The following is a 16,029-nucleotide window of genomic DNA, read 5'->3' on the forward strand; positions in this document are numbered from 1 at the left end:
CTCTCCCTACGTCCAGCAGACAGTTTTCGATCAAGAAATGATCGAAAGAGGACAACGTTGTCGACCGCGTAACGCAGGGACCAGTAGTGGTTGAAGTGGCGCGTGATGTCAAGGGTGTTGAGTGCGCCATCCGGGGCGAATGGCGGGGATTTTCCGGTCAGGTGGCGCAAGGGCGCTCATATTTCCGAGAGGTCTCAACTCGGAAAAGACCGAAGACGAACCTTGCATTCGATCTTGCCCCGTTGGCGGGAAGTGGACTATACCTGTCGGCGTCCGCATAGTGGTCGCACAGCTCGCACCACCGTGGGACAGGCACTACCTGGGGGGAATTACCGGTGGTCGCGGACGTGTCCGCGCGCCGACCGCCGTCTTGCCCCTGTTGAATCCTCACGCACGACCCCAGCTTGAACCGACCGCGGTGCCGGGAGGATCCGGTTCACCGCCTGAGTCCTGGAGAAGGCGAGGACTTGAGCATGGGATCCACTACCGCTGAGAACGACCACGGCCCCGAGGGCGCCGGCACCACCGACACCGAGGGCGTCGGCCGCCGCGATCTGATCAAGCGTTCCGCCGCGCTCGGCCTGATCACCGTCCCGACGATGAGCTTCCTGTCCGCGTGTGCCAGCGGGGGCGGCGGAGACGACACCTCCGACGACACCCAGGGCGAGACCTCCGAGTCGAACCCCTTCGGCGTCAAGAAGGGCAGCAAACTCGACGTCGTCATCTTCAAGGGCGGCTACGGCGACGCCTACGCCAAGGCCTGGGAGGCCGCCTTCCAGAAGAAGTGGGGGGTCTCCTCCACGCACACCGGCACCCAGGAGATCACCGGCAAGCTCCAGCCCCGGTTCAACGCGGGCAACCCGCCGGACATCGTCGACGACTCCGGCGCCCAGCAGATCCCCATCGACGTCCTCTACAAGAACGACCAGCTCCTCGATCTCGCCGAGGTCCTGGACTCGCCCTCGATCGACGACCCGAGCAAGAAGGTCCGCGACACCCTGATCCCCGGCACGCTCGACGCGGGCATGCAGGAGAACAAGGTCGTCGCCCTGAACTACATCTACACGGTGTGGGGCCTGTGGTACTCCGGCAAGCTCTTCAAGGAGAACGGCTGGGAGGAGCCCAAGACCTGGGCCGACTTCCTCACCATCTGCAAGGAGGCCAAGGCCAAGGGCATCGGCGGCCTCGCCCACCAGGGCAAGTACCCGTACTACATCAACGTCGCCATCATGGACCTGATCGCCAAGACGGGCGGCCTGGACGCCATGAAGGCGATCGACAACCTCGACCCGAAGGCGTTCGTCGGCTCCGACGCCGCGAAGGCGGGCGTCGAGGCGATCTACGAGATCGTCGAGAAGGGCTATCTGATGCCCGGCACGAACGGCCTCACCCACACGGAGTCCCAGGCCCGCTGGAACCAGTACAAGGCCGTGTTCATCACCTCCGGCTCCTGGCTGGAGAACGAGCAGCTGAAGCAGACGCCGGACGACTTCGACATGACGTTCATGCCGATGCCCGTACTGCCGGACAGCGTGATGCCCTTCGAGGCGATCCGGGCCGGCTCCGGGGAGCCGTTCATCATCCCGGCCAAGGCGAAGAACCTGCCGGCCGCCAAGGAGTTCATGCGGATGATGCTCTCCAAGGAGTGGTCGACGCTGTTCGCCAAGGAGGCGAACTCCCTGACGATCGTGAAGGACGGCGTCGACACCGGGGTCTCGCTGCGGCCGGGAACGCAGTCGACGGTGGAAGTGGCCAAGGCCGCCGGTGACGACACGTTCCGCTACCTGTACACGGAGTGGTACAGCGAGATGGACACGGCGATCCAGAACGCGTCGAACGAATTGATGGCGAAGCGGATCCAGCCGGCCGAGTGGTTGAAGCGGGCGCAGGCGGCGGTGGACAAGCAGGCGAAGGACCCGGATTCCAAGAAGAACCGTCGGGATTGATGGGGCGTCGGAGCGCCGTGGGAGCTGCGCACTGTGGTGAGCTGCGGGTCCGTCGTGGCTTGTCGCGCAGTTCCCCGCGCCCCTGAAAAGACGGGCGCGCCTTTCGTCTCATGGAACCCGAGGCAGGAAAAAGCCAATGCGTAAAGGGCAGAACCGGTTCGTCGCGGGATTTCTCCTCGCCCCCGTGGCGCTTTATGTGATCTTCGTGATCTGGCCGTACATCCAGACGTTCGGCTATTCGCTGACGGACTGGAAGGGACAGTCCCAGACGTTCTCCTTCATCGGCCTGGACAACTACACGGCGTTGTTCGAGGACGACATCTTTCTCCAGGCCATCTGGCACAACATCCTGTTCCTGGTGTTCATCCCGGTGATCACCATCCTGCTCGCGCTCTTCTTCGCCTTCATGCTGAACGCGGGCGGACGCGGCCGGGCCGGCGGGGTCTCGGGGGTCGCCGGGTCGGGGTTCTACAAGATCGTCTACTTCTTCCCGCAGGTGCTGTCGCTGGCGATCCTCGCGGTGCTGTTCGGGGCCGTGTACCGCAGCGACAGCGGCGGCATGCTCAACGGCTTCCTCATGCGACTGGGGCTGGTCGACGAGAGCAGCCCCGTCGAGTGGCTGAACGAGCCGAACTTCGTGCTCTGGGCGCTCATCCTGGTCGTCGTCTGGCACGGCGTCGGCTTCTACCTCGTCCTGTTCTCCGCCGCCATGCAGGCCATCCCGAGGGACATCTACGAGGCTGCCCTGATCGACGGCGCCGGCCGCGCCCACACGTTCTTCCGCATCACCCTGCCGCTGCTGTGGGACTCCGTGCAGACCGCCTGGGTCTATCTCGGCATCGCGGCGATGGACATGTTCATCCTGGTCTCGACCATGACCGCGGGCGAGTACGGGGGCGGCCCCGACCACCACAGCGAGGTCATGGCGACCGTGATGATGCGGAACTTCCTGCTGTACGGCAGGAGCGGCTACGCCTGCGCGATGGGCGTGGTGATGCTGCTCCTCACCCTGATCGTGTCGGTGGTCATGCTGCGCGCCACCCGTCGCGAGCGCGTCGAGTTCTGAGCGGGAGAGACGACAGAAGATGAGTGCACCCCTCAAGACCGCCTCGCGCGGCGACTCGGTCCCCACCGGACCGGCCGTGACCAAGCGCGGAACCGACCCCAGCGACGAACGCGGCGAAGGCGTCGTCCTGAACGTCTTCTCGCACGGCTTCCTCGCCCTGTGGGCCCTGCTGATCGTGCTGCCGCTGCTGTGGCTGGTGCTCAGCTCCTTCAAGACCGACGCCCAGATCGGCGGCTCGGCCTTCGGCTGGCCCCAGAACTGGACCCTGGACGTCTTCTCCCGCGCCTGGGACAAGGGCATCGGCGACTACTTCGTCAACACGGTCATCGTGCTGGTCTTCTCCGTGCCGCTGACCATGCTGTTCGGCTCGATGGCCGCGTACGTCCTGGCCCGCTACCCGTTCCGGGGCAACCGGCTGCTGTACTACTTCTTCGTCGCCGGCGCGATGTTCCCCGTGTTCCTGGCCCTGGTGCCGCTGTTCTTCATGGTCAAACGGCTGGACATGCTGAACACCTACCAGGGGCTGATCCTGGTGTACGTCGCCTACTCACTGCCGTTCACCGTGTTCTTCATGCACGCGTTCTTCCGGACGCTGCCCACCGCGGTCTTCGAGGCGGCCATCCTCGACGGGGCCTCGCACACCCGTACGTTCTTCCAGGTCATGCTGCCGATGGCCAAGCCGGGGCTGATCAGCGTGGGGATCTTCAACACGCTCGGCCAGTGGAACCAGTTCATCCTGCCCACGGTCCTCATGCAGCCGCAGAGCGGCGACGACCCGGAGCGGTACGTCCTCACCCAGGGTCTCATCCAGCTCCAGCAGCAGCAGGGCTACGCCTCGGACCTGCCCGTCCTCTTCGCCGGTGTCACCATCGCCATGATCCCCATGCTGGTGGTCTATCTCTCCTTCCAGCGCCAGGTGCAGGCGGGCCTCACCTCAGCCACGCTCAAGTAGCCCGTCCCGGGACCCCAAGTAGCCGCAGAGTGACATTTAGTGGTCATTCGGCGGCCCCAGTTTCCGTCAAGGACTTGACTGCGGTAACCCGTTCAGCGGAGCTTGGAGTTCACAACTTGTAAGTGACCCGGGCTCCGTGGCTGTGACCTGGGTCACGGGCGGCGTGCGGGCCGCCCGTCCTGGGACGGGAGTGGATGAGTCGATGGAGACTCCGGGGTCGCAGTCGTCGCTGCACCGAGCAAATCTCGAACGCGTCGTGCGGGCGGTGCGGCTCGCCGGGTCGCTGACGCAGGCGGAGATCGCCAGGACGACCGGCCTGTCCGCCGCCACCGTCTCCAACATCGTGCGTGAGCTGAAGGACGGGGGAACCGTCGAGGTCACGCCCACATCGGCGGGCGGCCGCCGGGCGCGCGCGGTCTCCCTCAGCGGGGACGCCGGGATCGTGATCGGCGTGGACTTCGGGCATACGCATTTGCGCGTCGCGATCGGGAACCTCGCTCATCAGGTGCTCGCCGAGGAGTCCGAGCCGCTGGACGTGGACGCCTCCTCGGCCCAGGGCTTCGACCGGGCGGAGCAACTGGTCACACGGCTGGTCGAAGCCACGGGCGTCGATCCCACGAAGATCGCGGGGGTGGGCCTCGGCGTGCCCGGCCCGATCGACGTGGAGTCCGGGACGCTCGGCTCCACCGCCATCCTGCCGGGCTGGACCGGTACCAAGCCCGCCGCCGAGATGCGGGACCGCCTCGGCGTGACCGTCCACGTGGACAACGACGCCAACCTCGGCGCCCTCGGTGAGCTGGTCTGGGGCAGTGGCCGGGGGGTGCGGGACCTGGCGTACATCAAGGTGTCCAGCGGCGTTGGTGCCGGACTGGTGATCGATGGCAAGATCTACAGAGGCCCGGGTGGCACAGCGGGAGAAATCGGGCATATTACTCTTGATGAATCCGGCCCGGTCTGCCGCTGCGGCAACCGGGGCTGCCTGGAGACCTTCGCCGCCGCGCGCTATGTGCTGCCGCTCCTCCAGTCCAGCCACGGCACCGATCTGACCATGGAAGGGGTCGTACGGTTGGCGCGGGACGGGGACCCTGGCTGCCGTCGGGTGATCGCCGACGTCGGCCGACACATCGGAAGTGGAGTCGCCAATCTCTGCAATCTGCTGAACCCGAGCCGCGTGGTCCTCGGTGGCGATCTCGCCGAGGCCGGAGAGCTGGTTCTCGGGCCCATAAGGGAGTCGGTCGGCCGGTACGCGATCCCGAGTGCCGCACGTCAACTCTCGGTGTTGCCAGGAGCGCTTGGCGGCCGTGCCGAGGTCCTCGGGGCCTTGGCCCTGGCCCTCAGCGAGATGGGTGATTCGACCCTTTTGGACGGGACCCTCACCGCAGCAACCCCTGCCTTCACTTAGAGAACGAAACACGCCGTTGCCAACCCGTTAAGGATTTACTTCTTGACGTCGCACGTGTGGCCGAGTTGACTTCCAGCCACCTCGGCCGCAGTGCTGCGGCCCGTGTCAGGGAGGCACAACCCAAATGAACGCAACGATGCGTAGAGTCGTGATCGGCGCCACCGCGGTTTCGCTGGCGCTCTCCGTGGCCGCCTGTGGCAAGGCCGGCGACGACGACTCGGACAGCGGTAGCGACAGCGGTTCCGACAGCAAGTCGATCGGTCTGCTCCTGCCCGACAACGTCACCGCGCGCTACGAGAAGTTCGACAAGCCGTACTTCGAGGACAAGGTCAAGGAGCTCTGCTCCGACTGTGACGTCCAGTACGCGAACGCCGCCGCCGACCCGGCCAAGCAGGCGCAGCAGATGAGCACCATGGTGACCAAGGGTGTCAAGGTCATCGTGGTCTCCGCCCAGGACTCCGCCGCCATCAAGTCCTCCATCCAGTCCGCGGTGGACAAGGGCGTCAAGGTCGTCGCCTACGACCGTCTCGCCCAGGGCCCGGTCTCGGCCTACGTCTCCTTCGACAACGTCAAGGTCGGCGAGCTGCAGGGCCAGGCCCTCCTCGACGCGCTCGGCGACAAGGCGACCCCCAAGGCCAAGGTCGTCATGATCAACGGCGACGACGCCGACCCGAACGCCGGTCAGTTCAAGGAGGGCGCGCACAAGGCCCTCGACGGCAAGGTCGACATCGCCTACGAGCAGTCCGGCCTCTGGAAGGACACCGTCGCCGCCGAGAAGATGTCCGCGGCCATCACCCAGCTGGGCGCCAAGAACATCGCGGGCGTCTACGCCGCCAACGACGGCATGGCCGGTGGTATCGCCAACACCCTCAAGGGTGCGAAGATCAGCAGCATCCCGCTGACCGGTCAGGACGCCGAACTCGCCGCCATCCAGCGGATCGTGGCCGGCACGCAGTCCTCCACGGTCTACAAGGCCTACAAGCCGGAGGCCGACACCGCCGCCGAGCTCGCGGTCAACCTGCTGGAGGACAAGGACATCAAGTCCCTGGCCGACACCGAGGTGACCAGCGGTTCCGGTGACAAGGTCCAGGCGAAGCTGCTGACCCCGGTCTCCGTCACCAAGGAGAACATCAAGGACACCGTCGTCAAGGACGGTCTGTACACGGTCGCCGACATCTGCACCGCCGAGTACGCCAAGGCCTGCAAGGAGGCCGGCCTCGAGTAGTCCTCCGAGGCGCGACCGCTCCGCGGTCCCGTAGAACCTGTCCGGCGCCCGCCCCACATCAGACCCCGCTTCCGGGGCGGGCGCCGGACGGAACCCCGCCGCCCAGCGCGGCGGATCTACGCATGTTCCCCTGTAATCCTTGTGCGTCACGCACAGTCCTCCGCGCCTGAATTCAAGCGCGGCATCCCCGCCGGTCAGGCGGCGAAGGAGATGGTTCACGTGTCCGCTACGCCCGTGCTGGCGTTGCGCGGAGTCTCCAAGCGATTCGGTGCGGTGCAGGCACTCACCGACGTCGATCTGGAGGTCCACGCCGGAGAAGTGGTCGCCCTGGTGGGCGACAACGGCGCCGGAAAGTCCACCCTGGTCAAGACGATCGCGGGTGTCCACCCCATCGATGAGGGCGTCATCGAGTGGCAGGGCGGCCCAGTCAAGATCGACAAGCCGCACGACGCCCAGGGACTCGGCGTCGCGACGGTCTACCAGGACCTCGCGCTCTGCGACAACCTCGATGTCGTGAGCAACCTCTACCTCGGGCGCGAACTGCTGCACCGGGGTGTCATCGACGAGGTGTCGATGGAGAAGAACTCCCGCGAGTTGCTGTCCACGCTCTCGATCCGCATCCCGAGCGTGCGCATCCCGATCGCGAGCCTCTCCGGCGGTCAGCGCCAGGTCGTCGCCATCGCCCGCGCCCTCATCGGCGACCCCAAGCTCGTCATCCTGGACGAGCCGACCGCCGCCCTCGGTGTCGAGCAGACCGCGCAGGTCCTCGACCTGGTCGAGCGGCTGCGCGAGCGCGACCTCGCCGTCATCCTCATCAGCCACAACATGGCCGATGTCAAGGCGGTCGCGGACACCGTCGCCGTCCTGCGTCTGGGCAAGAACAACGGTTCCTTCTCCGTGAAGGACACCAGCCACGAAGAGATCATCGCCGCGATCACGGGTGCCACGGACAACGCCGTGACCCGTCGCGCGGGGCGGCGCACCACGGAGGCGGCAAAGTGAGCGACACGTCCAAGACCGTGAAGAGCGATTCCGCTCCGGGGGCCGTGGAGGGTCAGACCACGGTCGCTCCCGCCGACGACCCCACGGCCGCGCCGGTCACCGTCGTCGACCCGCGCCTGCTGGTCCGCGACGAGGGCCTCAAGGGCTACGTCACCGAGTTCAAGCGCAAGGTGAAGGGCGGCGAGCTGGGCTCGCTGCCGGTGGTCATCGGCCTGATCGTCATCTGGACGATCTTCCAGCTGCAGAACGACCGCTTCCTGAGCGCCGACAACCTCTCCAACATCAGCTACTTCCTCTCGGCCACCGGCATGCTCGCCATCGGCCTGGTGTTCGTGCTGCTGCTCGGCGAGATCGACCTGTCCGTGGGCTCGGTCAGCGGGCTGGCCTCCACCCTGTTCGCCGTGCTCGCGGTGAACCAGGGGATGAACTCCTGGCTGTCGCTGGGCCTCGCGATCCTCACCGGTCTCGCCATCGGTGCGCTGCACGGCTGGTTCTTCGCCAAGATCGGTGTACCCGCGTTCGTCGTCACCCTGGCCGGCTTCCTCGGCTGGAACGGTGTGATGCTGTGGCTGCTCGGTGAGAGCGGCACGATCAACCTCCCGTCCGAGACGGGTCCGGTCCGTCTGCTCGGCCAGAGCTCCTTCTTCATGGACCAGGCCATCATCGGCGCGTACCTCCTGGCCGGTCTCGCCGTGGTGCTCTCCCTCGTCGGCAACCTCGGTGAGCAGCGCCGCCGCCGGGCCGCGAACGTGCCGTTCCGGCCGACCAGCGAGATCCTGCTGCGGGTCGGCGCGCTCGCGGTCGCGGCCTTCGCCGCCGCCGCCGTGCTCAACAACGCGTCCGGTGTCTCCAACTCGCTGGTGATCTTCCTCGCGGCGCTGGTGATCGTGGACTTCGTGCTGCGTCGTACGACCTACGGCCGCAAGGTGTTCGCGGTCGGCGGTGGCATCGAGGCGGCCCGCCGTGCCGGTATCAACGTGCCGATGGTCCGGATCTCCGTGTTCGCCATCTCCGGTGGCTTCGCGGCGATCGGCGGTATGTTCTTCGCCGGTCAGACCGCGAGCGCGACGCTGTCCGCGGGTGGCGGCAACACGCTGATGCTCGCGATCGCCGCGGCGGTCATCGGCGGTACCAGCCTCTTCGGCGGGCGCGGTTCGGTGTGGTCGGCGCTGCTGGGCATGCTGGTGATCCAGTCGATCCAGACCGGCCTCAACCTGCTGAACATGAACCAGTCCATCCAGTACATGATCACGGGTGCGGTGCTGCTGGGCGCGGTCGTCATCGACTCCGTCTCGCGGCGGAGCCAGAAGGCCGCCGGCCGCGCCTAGGCGTCATCGGGGTGCGGGTCGTTCCGCGGGTGCCGGTCCGTCGTGGCTGGTCGCGCAGTTCCCCGCGCCCCTAAAAGCAGGGTGCTGCAGTCGCCTTGGCGAACAAGTGCTCGGTGTCGATTCTGACGCCGGGCACTTCTGTTTGTTGTCGGACGTTTCGTACGGGTACGTCTGCGCAGGATGGTTTACGGCCGTTTGTGTGACGTGGGAGTCGACCGCCCGGCGGTCGGGCGTGTGCGCGGAAGATTAGACTTCGACGAGCCCGGTAACGCTCGAACAGCACTATCGCAAGGAGGCACGGGTGCCGCTGCTGACCCGCATCAGGGGACCGCGCGATCTGGACCGGCTCAGCCTGGAGGAGTTGGACCAGCTGGCGGAGGAGATCCGGACCTTCCTCGTCGAGGCGGTGTCGAAGACCGGCGGTCATCTCGGCCCGAACCTCGGCGTGGTGGAGCTCACCATCGCCCTGCACCGGGTCTTCGACTCGCCGAAGGACAAGGTGCTGTGGGACACGGGCCACCAGTCCTACGTCCACAAGCTGCTCACCGGTCGTCAGGACTTCTCCAAGCTGAAGATGAAGGGCGGCCTGTCCGGCTACCCCTCGCAGGCCGAGTCCGAGCACGACGTCATCGAGAACAGCCACGCCTCCACGGTGCTGGGCTGGGCCGACGGCCTCGCCAAGGCCAACCAGGTGCTGAAACGCGACGACCACGTGGTCGCCGTCATCGGCGACGGCGCGCTCACCGGCGGTATGGCCTGGGAGGCGCTGAACAACATCGCCGACGCCAAGGACCGCCCGCTGGTCATCGTCGTCAACGACAACGAGCGCTCGTACGCGCCGACCATCGGCGGCCTCGCCAACCACCTGGCCACCCTGCGGACCACCGACGGCTACGAGCGGTTCCTCGCCCGGGGCAAGGACCTGCTGGAGCGTACGCCCGTCGTGGGCCGGCCGCTCTACGAGACGCTGCACGGCGCCAAGAAGGGGCTGAAGGACTTCATCGCCCCGCAGGGCATGTTCGAGGACCTGGGCCTGAAGTACGTCGGCCCGATCGACGGGCACGACATCGAGGCCCTGGAGTCCGCGCTGTCCCGCGCCAAGCGCTTCGGCGGGCCGGTCATCGTGCACTGCCTCACCGAGAAGGGCCGCGGCTACCAGCCCGCCCTCCAGGACGAGGCGGACCGCTTCCACGCCGTCGGCAAGATCCACCCGGACACGGGCCTGCCGATCGCCTCCTCCGGCGCCGACTGGACCTCCGTCTTCGGCGAGGAGATGGTCAAGCTCGGCAAGGAGCGCGAGGACATCGTCGCCATCACGGCGGCCATGCTCCAGCCGGTCGGGCTCGACAAGTTCGCCAAGGCCTTCCCCGAGCGGGTGTACGACGTCGGCATCGCCGAGCAGCACGGCGCCGTGTCCGCGGCGGGCCTCGCCACCGGCGGACTGCACCCGGTCTTCGCCGTGTACGCCACCTTCCTCAACCGTGCCTTCGACCAGGTGCTGATGGATGTCGCCCTCCACAAGTGCGGGGTGACGTTCGTCCTGGACCGGGCCGGTGTCACCGGCACCGACGGCGCCTCGCACAACGGCATGTGGGACATGTCGATCCTCCAGGTCGTCCCGGGGCTCAGGCTCGCCGCGCCGCGTGACGCCGACCAGGTCCGCGCCCAGCTGCGCGAGGCCGTCGACGTCACGGACGCGCCGACCGTCGTCCGCTTCTCCAAGGGCGCCGTCGGCCCCGCCGTACCCGCCCTGCGCCGCGTCGGCGGCATGGACGTACTGCGCGAGCCCGGCACCGACACCCCGGACGTGCTCCTCGTCTCCGTCGGCGCCCTCGCGCCGATGTGCCTGGAGATCGCCGACCTGCTCGACAAGCAGGGCATCACCACGACCGTCGTCGACCCCCGCTGGGTCAAGCCGGTCGACGAGCACATGGCGCCGCTCGCGGACCAGCACCGTGTGGTCGTCACCGTCGAGGACAACTCCCGCGTCGGCGGTGTCGGCTCGGCCGTCGCCCAGGCGCTTCGCGACGCCGGCGTCGACATCCCGCTGCGCGACTTCGGCATCCCGCCGCGCTTCCTCGACCACGCCACCCGCGCCGAGGTCCTGGCCGAGATCGGGCTCACCGCGCCCGACATCGCCCGCCAGGTCACCGGACTGGTCTCCAAGATCGACGGCCGGTTCGGCGACACCGCCGCCGAGGTGGAGTCCGCCCGCGACTGACCCTGTCCGGTTGGGCTGTTCGGGCCGGTCTCACCATCCTTTACGGTGGTGATACCGGCCCATTCGCGTGAAACCCCCCGCGCCGGGGCATACGCTCCCCCAGCTCTCGGCTTCGCTCGACCCGGGGGGACCCCCATCGCCCCCTCTCGATCATGTCGAGGACGACAAGCGTGGGAGGTACGCCTGTGAGCAGCACACTCTTCCGGACGAAGAAGGTCGAGCAGTCCATCCTCGATACCGAGGAACCAGAGCACGCGCTCAAGAAATCCTTGTCCGCACTGGATCTGACGGTCTTCGGCGTCGGTGTCATCATCGGCACCGGCATCTTCGTCCTCACCGGCACGGTGGCCAAGAACAACGCCGGTCCCGCCGTGGCCCTCGCCTTCGTCGTGGCCGGCGTCGTCTGCGCCCTCGCCGCCCTCTGCTACGCGGAGTTCGCGTCCACGGTCCCGGTCGCCGGGTCCGCGTACACCTTCTCGTACGCCTCACTCGGCGAACTGCCCGCCTGGATCATCGGCTGGGACCTCGTCCTGGAGTTCGCGCTGGGGACGGCGGTGGTGGCCGTCGGCTGGTCCGGCTACATCCATTCGCTGCTGGCCAACGCCGGCTGGGAGCTGCCGGCGGCGCTCAGCACCAGAGACGGGGCGGACGGCTTCGGGTTCGACATCCTCGCCGCCGCGCTCGTCCTGGTGCTCACCGTCATCCTCGTGCTCGGCACGAAGCTCTCCGCGCGGGTCACCTCGGTCGTCGTCGCCATCAAGGTGACGGTCGTCATGACCGTGATCATCGCGGGTGCCTTCTTCATCGTGGGCGACAACTACGACCCGTTCGTGCCGAAGGCGCAGGCGGTGCCGGCGGGCGACAGCCTCCAGTCCCCGCTGATCCAGCTGATGTTCGGCTGGGCGCCCTCCAACTTCGGGGTGATGGGCATCTTCACGGCCGCCTCCGTCGTCTTCTTCGCGTTCATCGGCTTCGACGTCGTCGCCACGGCCGCCGAGGAGACCAGGAACCCGCAGCGGGACATGCCCCGGGGCATCATCGGCTCCCTCGTCATCTGCACCGCGCTGTACGTGGCGGTGTCGATCGTGGTGACCGGTATGCAGCACTACAGCGAGCTGTCGATCACCGCGCCGCTCGCCGACGCCTTCAAGGCCACCGGGCATCCGTGGTTCGCGGGCTTCATCAGCTTCGGCGCCGCCGTCGGCCTGACGACCGTGTGCATGATCCTGCTGCTGGGCCAGACCCGGGTGTTCTTCGCGATGAGCCGCGACGGACTGCTGCCGCGCTTCTTCTCCCGCGTCCACCCCCGGTTCAAGACCCCGCACCGGCCGACCATCCTGCTCGGTGTGGTCATCGCGATCCTCGCGGGCTTCACCCCGCTGAGCGAGCTGGCCGAGCTGGTGAACATCGGCACGCTGTTCGCGTTCGTGGTCGTCGCGATCGGCGTCATCATCCTCCGCAAGTCGCGCCCCGATCTGCACCGGGCGTTCCGCACCCCGTGGGTGCCGTTCATCCCGATCCTGTCGGTGTGCGCCTCGCTGTGGCTGATGCTCAACCTGCCCGCCGAGACCTGGCTCCGCTTCGCCGGCTGGATGGCCCTCGGCTTCGTCGTCTACTTCGCGTACGGCCGCTCGCACAGTCGGCTGGGGCGCGAGGAGGCCACCGCGGGCGAGGTCGGCGGGAGGCCGCCGCAGAACGGCGCTCCGTAGTCCGGCGGGTTCCCGTTGGCCGGCACTCCGGCCCCGTGTGTTCCGCTTCCGGCGGGACGTGCGGGGCCGGACCGTTGTGTTGCGGGGGGTGACGCGCCCCTCCAGGGGCGACCGTTCAGGACTCCCCGCGCACCGCCCGGGGCCCCGTCACATCGGCGCCCAACTCGCCCACCCTGCGCCGTAGTTCGCGGTCCGCGGTGACGACGAGGCAGGGGCGGTCGCGGGCCTCCTCGGCGACCAGTTCCACGATGCGGTCGTCACCGCTGCGGGGCGCCGCCTCGACCCGTACGCCCGGCACCGGTTCCACTCCCCGGGCCGCGCCCTCGACGACCATGACCAGCTCGACGGGCTCGTCCCGGCCGGGGACCCCGTCCCGCGCGAGCCGGTCGCGCAGGCGTTCCGCCGCGCCGCGTCGGTCGCGCCACCAGCCGTCGGGGACGGAGCCGATGACGTTGGCGGCGTCGACGATCACGAGCAGGGGGGCGTCCATGGGGGACAGGGTCGCACGCCCGGCCGTCATATGAGGTTGGTGAAACGTTCATCCTATGATGGGGACCGCTCGGCCTTCCGCGTTCCTGAGCGAGAAGGCGGCCGAGAGCCGCGCCGAGCGTCATCGAAAGGGCAGGTCACGTCATGCGGACCAGATCCGGGCGCGCCGCTGCCCAGGGGGCGGCGGCCGACATCTCGGCGAACGGCGGGGGCGGGCGGCACAGGGCCGAGGCCACCCTCACCGGTTCCTGGCTCGTCCTCGGCAAGGACGGCAGGCTCACCGCGTACGCCCGCGCGCGCACGGGGCTGCTGCGCTGGACGCAGACCCGGCCCGGCGGCACCGAGTGGACCGGCCCGGAACTCTTCCCCGTGGCCGGGCTGACCGACCTCCACGTCGTGCAGGGCGCGGACACCTATGTGCACTTCCTCGGGCGGCGGGAGACGGCCAAGGGCGACGGTCCTGCCACCGTGGACATCGTGCACGCCATCCAGTACCAGACCGGGCGGCCGGTCACCGAATGGCGTTCGCTGGGCAATCCGCACAAGGACGCGGCGAAGGCGGCCCGCTTCGGGATACCGGCCGGGGCCGTGAGCGCCGGCGGCAACGTCCATGTCCTCGTGCGCAACGCGGGCGGCGGCGTCATGCTGCGCCGGGAGCTGGCCGGCGGCAAGTGGAGCCCGTGGACCGACCTCAAGGGCAGCGGGGTGCAGGATCCGGTGGCCGTGGTCGCGCACGCCTCGGGGCGGGTCGAGGTGATGGCCGGGGGCCAGGGCCTCATCATGCGCTGGACCCAGGAGAAGCCCGACGGCGCGTTCGAGCAGGCGCCGACCATTCCGCTCTCGGTGCTGCGGGGTAGTGCGGTGGGGCTGGAGACCGGGCCCGACCGGGTGACGTACTACTGGACCGACCCGGCGACCGGGGGTGTCGTCGCGCACCGGCCCGGTGGGTGGGTGGTTCCGCTGGGCGGGGCGCCGGCGGAGGGGCCGGTCGCGGTGCTGCGGGCGCCGCTGGACGGGTACGACTGTGTGGTGCTGGCCCATCGGGACGTCGAGGGGCAGGTCGTGCTGGCGGCGTGCGGGACGGAGAACGAGCAGGCCGGGGTGTGGTGGGCGCCCACGGGGGAGCGGGGGGTGCCTGCGCTGGCTCGGGACGCGTATGGGCGGGTTGTGTTGGGGGTGCTCGGGGTGGATGGGGCGCTGAGGGTTGCTGTGCAGCGGGATGAGGGTGGGTTGGGTTTGGCGCCGTCTGTTCTTGTGTGACGGTGCGCCTGTTCGTCTGCCGGGGTGGGTGATTCGGCGGGTGCGGGTTGTTCGTGGTTGCTCGCGCAGTTCCCCGCGCCCCTGAAGAGCAGGGGCTGCGCCCCATGTCTTTCAGGGCCGTTGCCCCGTCATGCTTCTCAGGCCCGCTGCCCCGTCGCTGAAGAGCAGGGGCTGCGCCCCGTGCTTCTCAAGCCCGCCGCCCCGTCGCCTGAGAAGCAGGGGCCGCGCCCCATGTCGTTGAGCGCCGTTGCCCCGTCATGCTCTTCAGGCCCGCTGCCCCGTCGCCGGCGACTTCTTTGCCGATTCCGGGATCGTCTTGTCTTCCCGCAGCGCCTTCCACAGGGTCGTCGCCTGGGGTTCCGCCGGTACGACGCGGTTGGGGTCGGTTTTGTCGTATGCGACCGGGAGCATGATCGTGTCCATGGTGGCGGGGTCGACGCCGTTCATGCTGCGGGCGAAGTCGGAGAGGGCGGTGAGGGAGTCGAGTTCGGAGTCGGTGGTGAGGGACTCGGTGAGGCTGTCGGCGATCTTGTAGGCCTTGGTGGGGCTGCCCAGGAGGTCCTGCTTCTTGATCTCGCTCAGCAGGGCGATCATGAACTGCTGCTGGAGGCCGATGCGGCCGAGGTCGCTGCCGTCGCCGACGCCGTGCCGGGTGCGGACGAAGGCGAGGGACTGGGTGCCGTCGAGCCGGTGGGTGCCCGCCGCCAGGTCGAGGCCGCTGGACTTGTCCTCGATGGCCTCGTCGACGGTGACCGTGACGCCGCCTATCGCGTCGACGAGCCCCTTGAAGCCGGCGAAGTCGATCTCCATGAAGTGGTCCATGCGGATGCCGGACATCTGCTCCACGGTCTTCACCACACAGGCGGGACCGGCCAGCGAGTAGACCGAGTTGAACATCACACGCTTCGCGGAGGCGAGCGTGGAGCCGTCCGTCTTGGCGCACTCGGGCCGGGTCACCAGGGTGTCGCGGGGGATGCTGACCGCGACGGCCTCGCTGCGGCCCTCGGGTATGTGCATCACCAGCGCGGTGTCGGAGCGGGCGCCCGCGACGTCGCCCGTGCCGAGGTCGGCGTTCTTCCCGGAGCGTGAGTCGGAGCCCAGGACCAGGATGTTCTGGCCCGAGGTCGGCAGCTTCTCGGGGCGGTCGTCGCCGATCGCCCGGTCGAGGTCGAGGCCGTCGATGTTGCCGTTCAGGTCGCTGTAGAGCCAGTAGCCGGTGCCGCCGGCCGCCAGGACGAGGACGGCGAGACCGAGCGCGACCCAGCGCCACACCCGGCGCCCGCGCTGCGGCTTGGCCCGGCGACTCGATGGCGCACGCCTGGATCTCGGGGTCCGGTCCGGCTCCGTCGGGGCGTGCGTCATGCGCCTCGGTGTCCTCTCTCGATGGGTGGCTTGAAGCGATCGATGCCGGCCCTGGCGACTCTGGCGA

At 68.3% G+C, this 16,029-nt stretch carries 12 protein-coding genes; 10 read left to right on the forward strand and 2 right to left on the reverse strand.

Features of this window, described 5'->3' with window-relative positions:
• Positions 1 to 473: 473 nt before the first annotated feature.
• From ngcE to ABT147_RS03660, 9 genes are all read left to right on the forward strand, one after another.
• Positions 474 to 1,946 (forward strand): N-acetylglucosamine/diacetylchitobiose ABC transporter substrate-binding protein, encoded by a 1,473-nt coding sequence (ngcE, locus tag ABT147_RS03620; protein WP_351402368.1) that lies wholly within the window; start codon positions 474 to 476, stop codon positions 1,944 to 1,946.
• Between the two features lie 136 nt (positions 1,947 to 2,082).
• On the forward strand, positions 2,083 to 3,012 hold the full coding sequence (locus ABT147_RS03625) for a carbohydrate ABC transporter permease (RefSeq protein ID WP_351402370.1): 930 nt from the start codon (positions 2,083 to 2,085) through the stop codon (positions 3,010 to 3,012).
• A gap of 19 nt (positions 3,013 to 3,031) precedes the next feature.
• A complete protein-coding gene (locus ABT147_RS03630; protein WP_351402373.1) occupies positions 3,032 to 3,964 on the forward strand; it encodes a carbohydrate ABC transporter permease in 933 nt (310 codons plus the stop codon).
• 202 nt (positions 3,965 to 4,166) lie between these two features.
• Positions 4,167 to 5,366: an ROK family transcriptional regulator gene (locus ABT147_RS03635; RefSeq protein ID WP_351402375.1), complete on the forward strand. Its 1,200-nt coding sequence runs from the start codon at positions 4,167 to 4,169 to the stop codon at positions 5,364 to 5,366.
• A 136-nt stretch (positions 5,367 to 5,502) separates the two neighbouring features.
• Positions 5,503 to 6,591 carry a sugar ABC transporter substrate-binding protein gene (locus tag ABT147_RS03640; protein WP_351402377.1) on the forward strand — a complete coding sequence of 363 codons (1,089 nt, stop codon included), beginning with the start codon at positions 5,503 to 5,505 and terminating at the stop codon, positions 6,589 to 6,591.
• Positions 6,592 to 6,801: 210 nt separating this feature from the next.
• Positions 6,802 to 7,593, forward strand: coding sequence for an ATP-binding cassette domain-containing protein (locus tag ABT147_RS03645; protein ID WP_351402379.1), 792 nt, complete (start codon positions 6,802 to 6,804; stop codon positions 7,591 to 7,593).
• Positions 7,590 to 8,921: a sugar ABC transporter permease gene (locus ABT147_RS03650; RefSeq protein ID WP_351402382.1), complete on the forward strand. Its 1,332-nt coding sequence runs from the start codon at positions 7,590 to 7,592 to the stop codon at positions 8,919 to 8,921. The genes ABT147_RS03645 and ABT147_RS03650 overlap by 4 nt, the downstream gene beginning before the upstream one ends.
• 301 nt (positions 8,922 to 9,222) lie before the next feature.
• Positions 9,223 to 11,142 (forward strand): 1-deoxy-D-xylulose-5-phosphate synthase, encoded by a 1,920-nt coding sequence (dxs, locus tag ABT147_RS03655; protein WP_351402384.1) that lies wholly within the window; start codon positions 9,223 to 9,225, stop codon positions 11,140 to 11,142.
• Positions 11,143 to 11,327: 185 nt separating this feature from the next.
• Positions 11,328 to 12,851, forward strand: a complete 1,524-nt coding sequence (locus tag ABT147_RS03660) for an amino acid permease (protein WP_351402386.1) — start codon at positions 11,328 to 11,330, stop codon at positions 12,849 to 12,851.
• Positions 12,852 to 12,966: 115 nt separating this feature from the next.
• On the opposite strand, the gene ABT147_RS03665 is transcribed toward ABT147_RS03660, so the two are convergent.
• The gene (locus ABT147_RS03665) at positions 12,967 to 13,341 is read right to left on the reverse strand and encodes an NTP pyrophosphohydrolase (RefSeq protein ID WP_351402388.1); all 375 of its coding nucleotides are present in this window, start codon (positions 13,339 to 13,341) and stop codon (positions 12,967 to 12,969) included.
• A 143-nt stretch (positions 13,342 to 13,484) separates the two neighbouring features.
• Here ABT147_RS03665 and ABT147_RS03670 point away from each other — a divergent pair, with 143 nt between their 5' ends.
• Positions 13,485 to 14,600: a PLL family lectin gene (locus ABT147_RS03670; RefSeq protein ID WP_351402391.1), complete on the forward strand. Its 1,116-nt coding sequence runs from the start codon at positions 13,485 to 13,487 to the stop codon at positions 14,598 to 14,600.
• A gap of 264 nt (positions 14,601 to 14,864) precedes the next feature.
• Here ABT147_RS03670 and ABT147_RS03675 read toward each other — a convergent pair whose 3' ends face one another.
• The gene (locus tag ABT147_RS03675) at positions 14,865 to 15,962 is read right to left on the reverse strand and encodes an LCP family protein (protein ID WP_351402393.1); all 1,098 of its coding nucleotides are present in this window, start codon (positions 15,960 to 15,962) and stop codon (positions 14,865 to 14,867) included.
• Positions 15,963 to 16,029: the final 67 nt, after the last annotated feature.

The organism is Streptomyces sp. NPDC001868, from assembly GCF_040297125.1.
In the GTDB taxonomy this organism is placed as follows: Bacteria; Actinomycetota; Actinomycetes; order Streptomycetales; family Streptomycetaceae; genus Streptomyces.

Excerpts from the sequence above, each read along its gene's own strand:
- ABT147_RS03675 (WP_351402393.1), bottom strand. The coding sequence starts at position 15,962 with ATGACGCACGCCCCGACGGAGCCGGACCGGACCCCGAGATCCAGGCGT.
- ABT147_RS03645 (WP_351402379.1), top strand. The coding sequence starts at position 6,802 with ATGGTTCACGTGTCCGCTACGCCCGTGCTGGCGTTGCGCGGAGTCTCC.
- ABT147_RS03640 (WP_351402377.1), top strand. The coding sequence starts at position 5,503 with ATGCGTAGAGTCGTGATCGGCGCCACCGCGGTTTCGCTGGCGCTCTCC.
- ABT147_RS03630 (WP_351402373.1), top strand. The coding sequence starts at position 3,032 with ATGAGTGCACCCCTCAAGACCGCCTCGCGCGGCGACTCGGTCCCCACC.
- ngcE (WP_351402368.1), top strand. The coding sequence starts at position 474 with ATGGGATCCACTACCGCTGAGAACGACCACGGCCCCGAGGGCGCCGGC.
- ABT147_RS03625 (WP_351402370.1), top strand. The coding sequence starts at position 2,083 with ATGCGTAAAGGGCAGAACCGGTTCGTCGCGGGATTTCTCCTCGCCCCC.
- ABT147_RS03670 (WP_351402391.1), top strand. The coding sequence starts at position 13,485 with ATGCGGACCAGATCCGGGCGCGCCGCTGCCCAGGGGGCGGCGGCCGAC.
- ABT147_RS03665 (WP_351402388.1), bottom strand. The coding sequence starts at position 13,341 with ATGGACGCCCCCCTGCTCGTGATCGTCGACGCCGCCAACGTCATCGGC.
- ABT147_RS03635 (WP_351402375.1), top strand. The coding sequence starts at position 4,167 with ATGGAGACTCCGGGGTCGCAGTCGTCGCTGCACCGAGCAAATCTCGAA.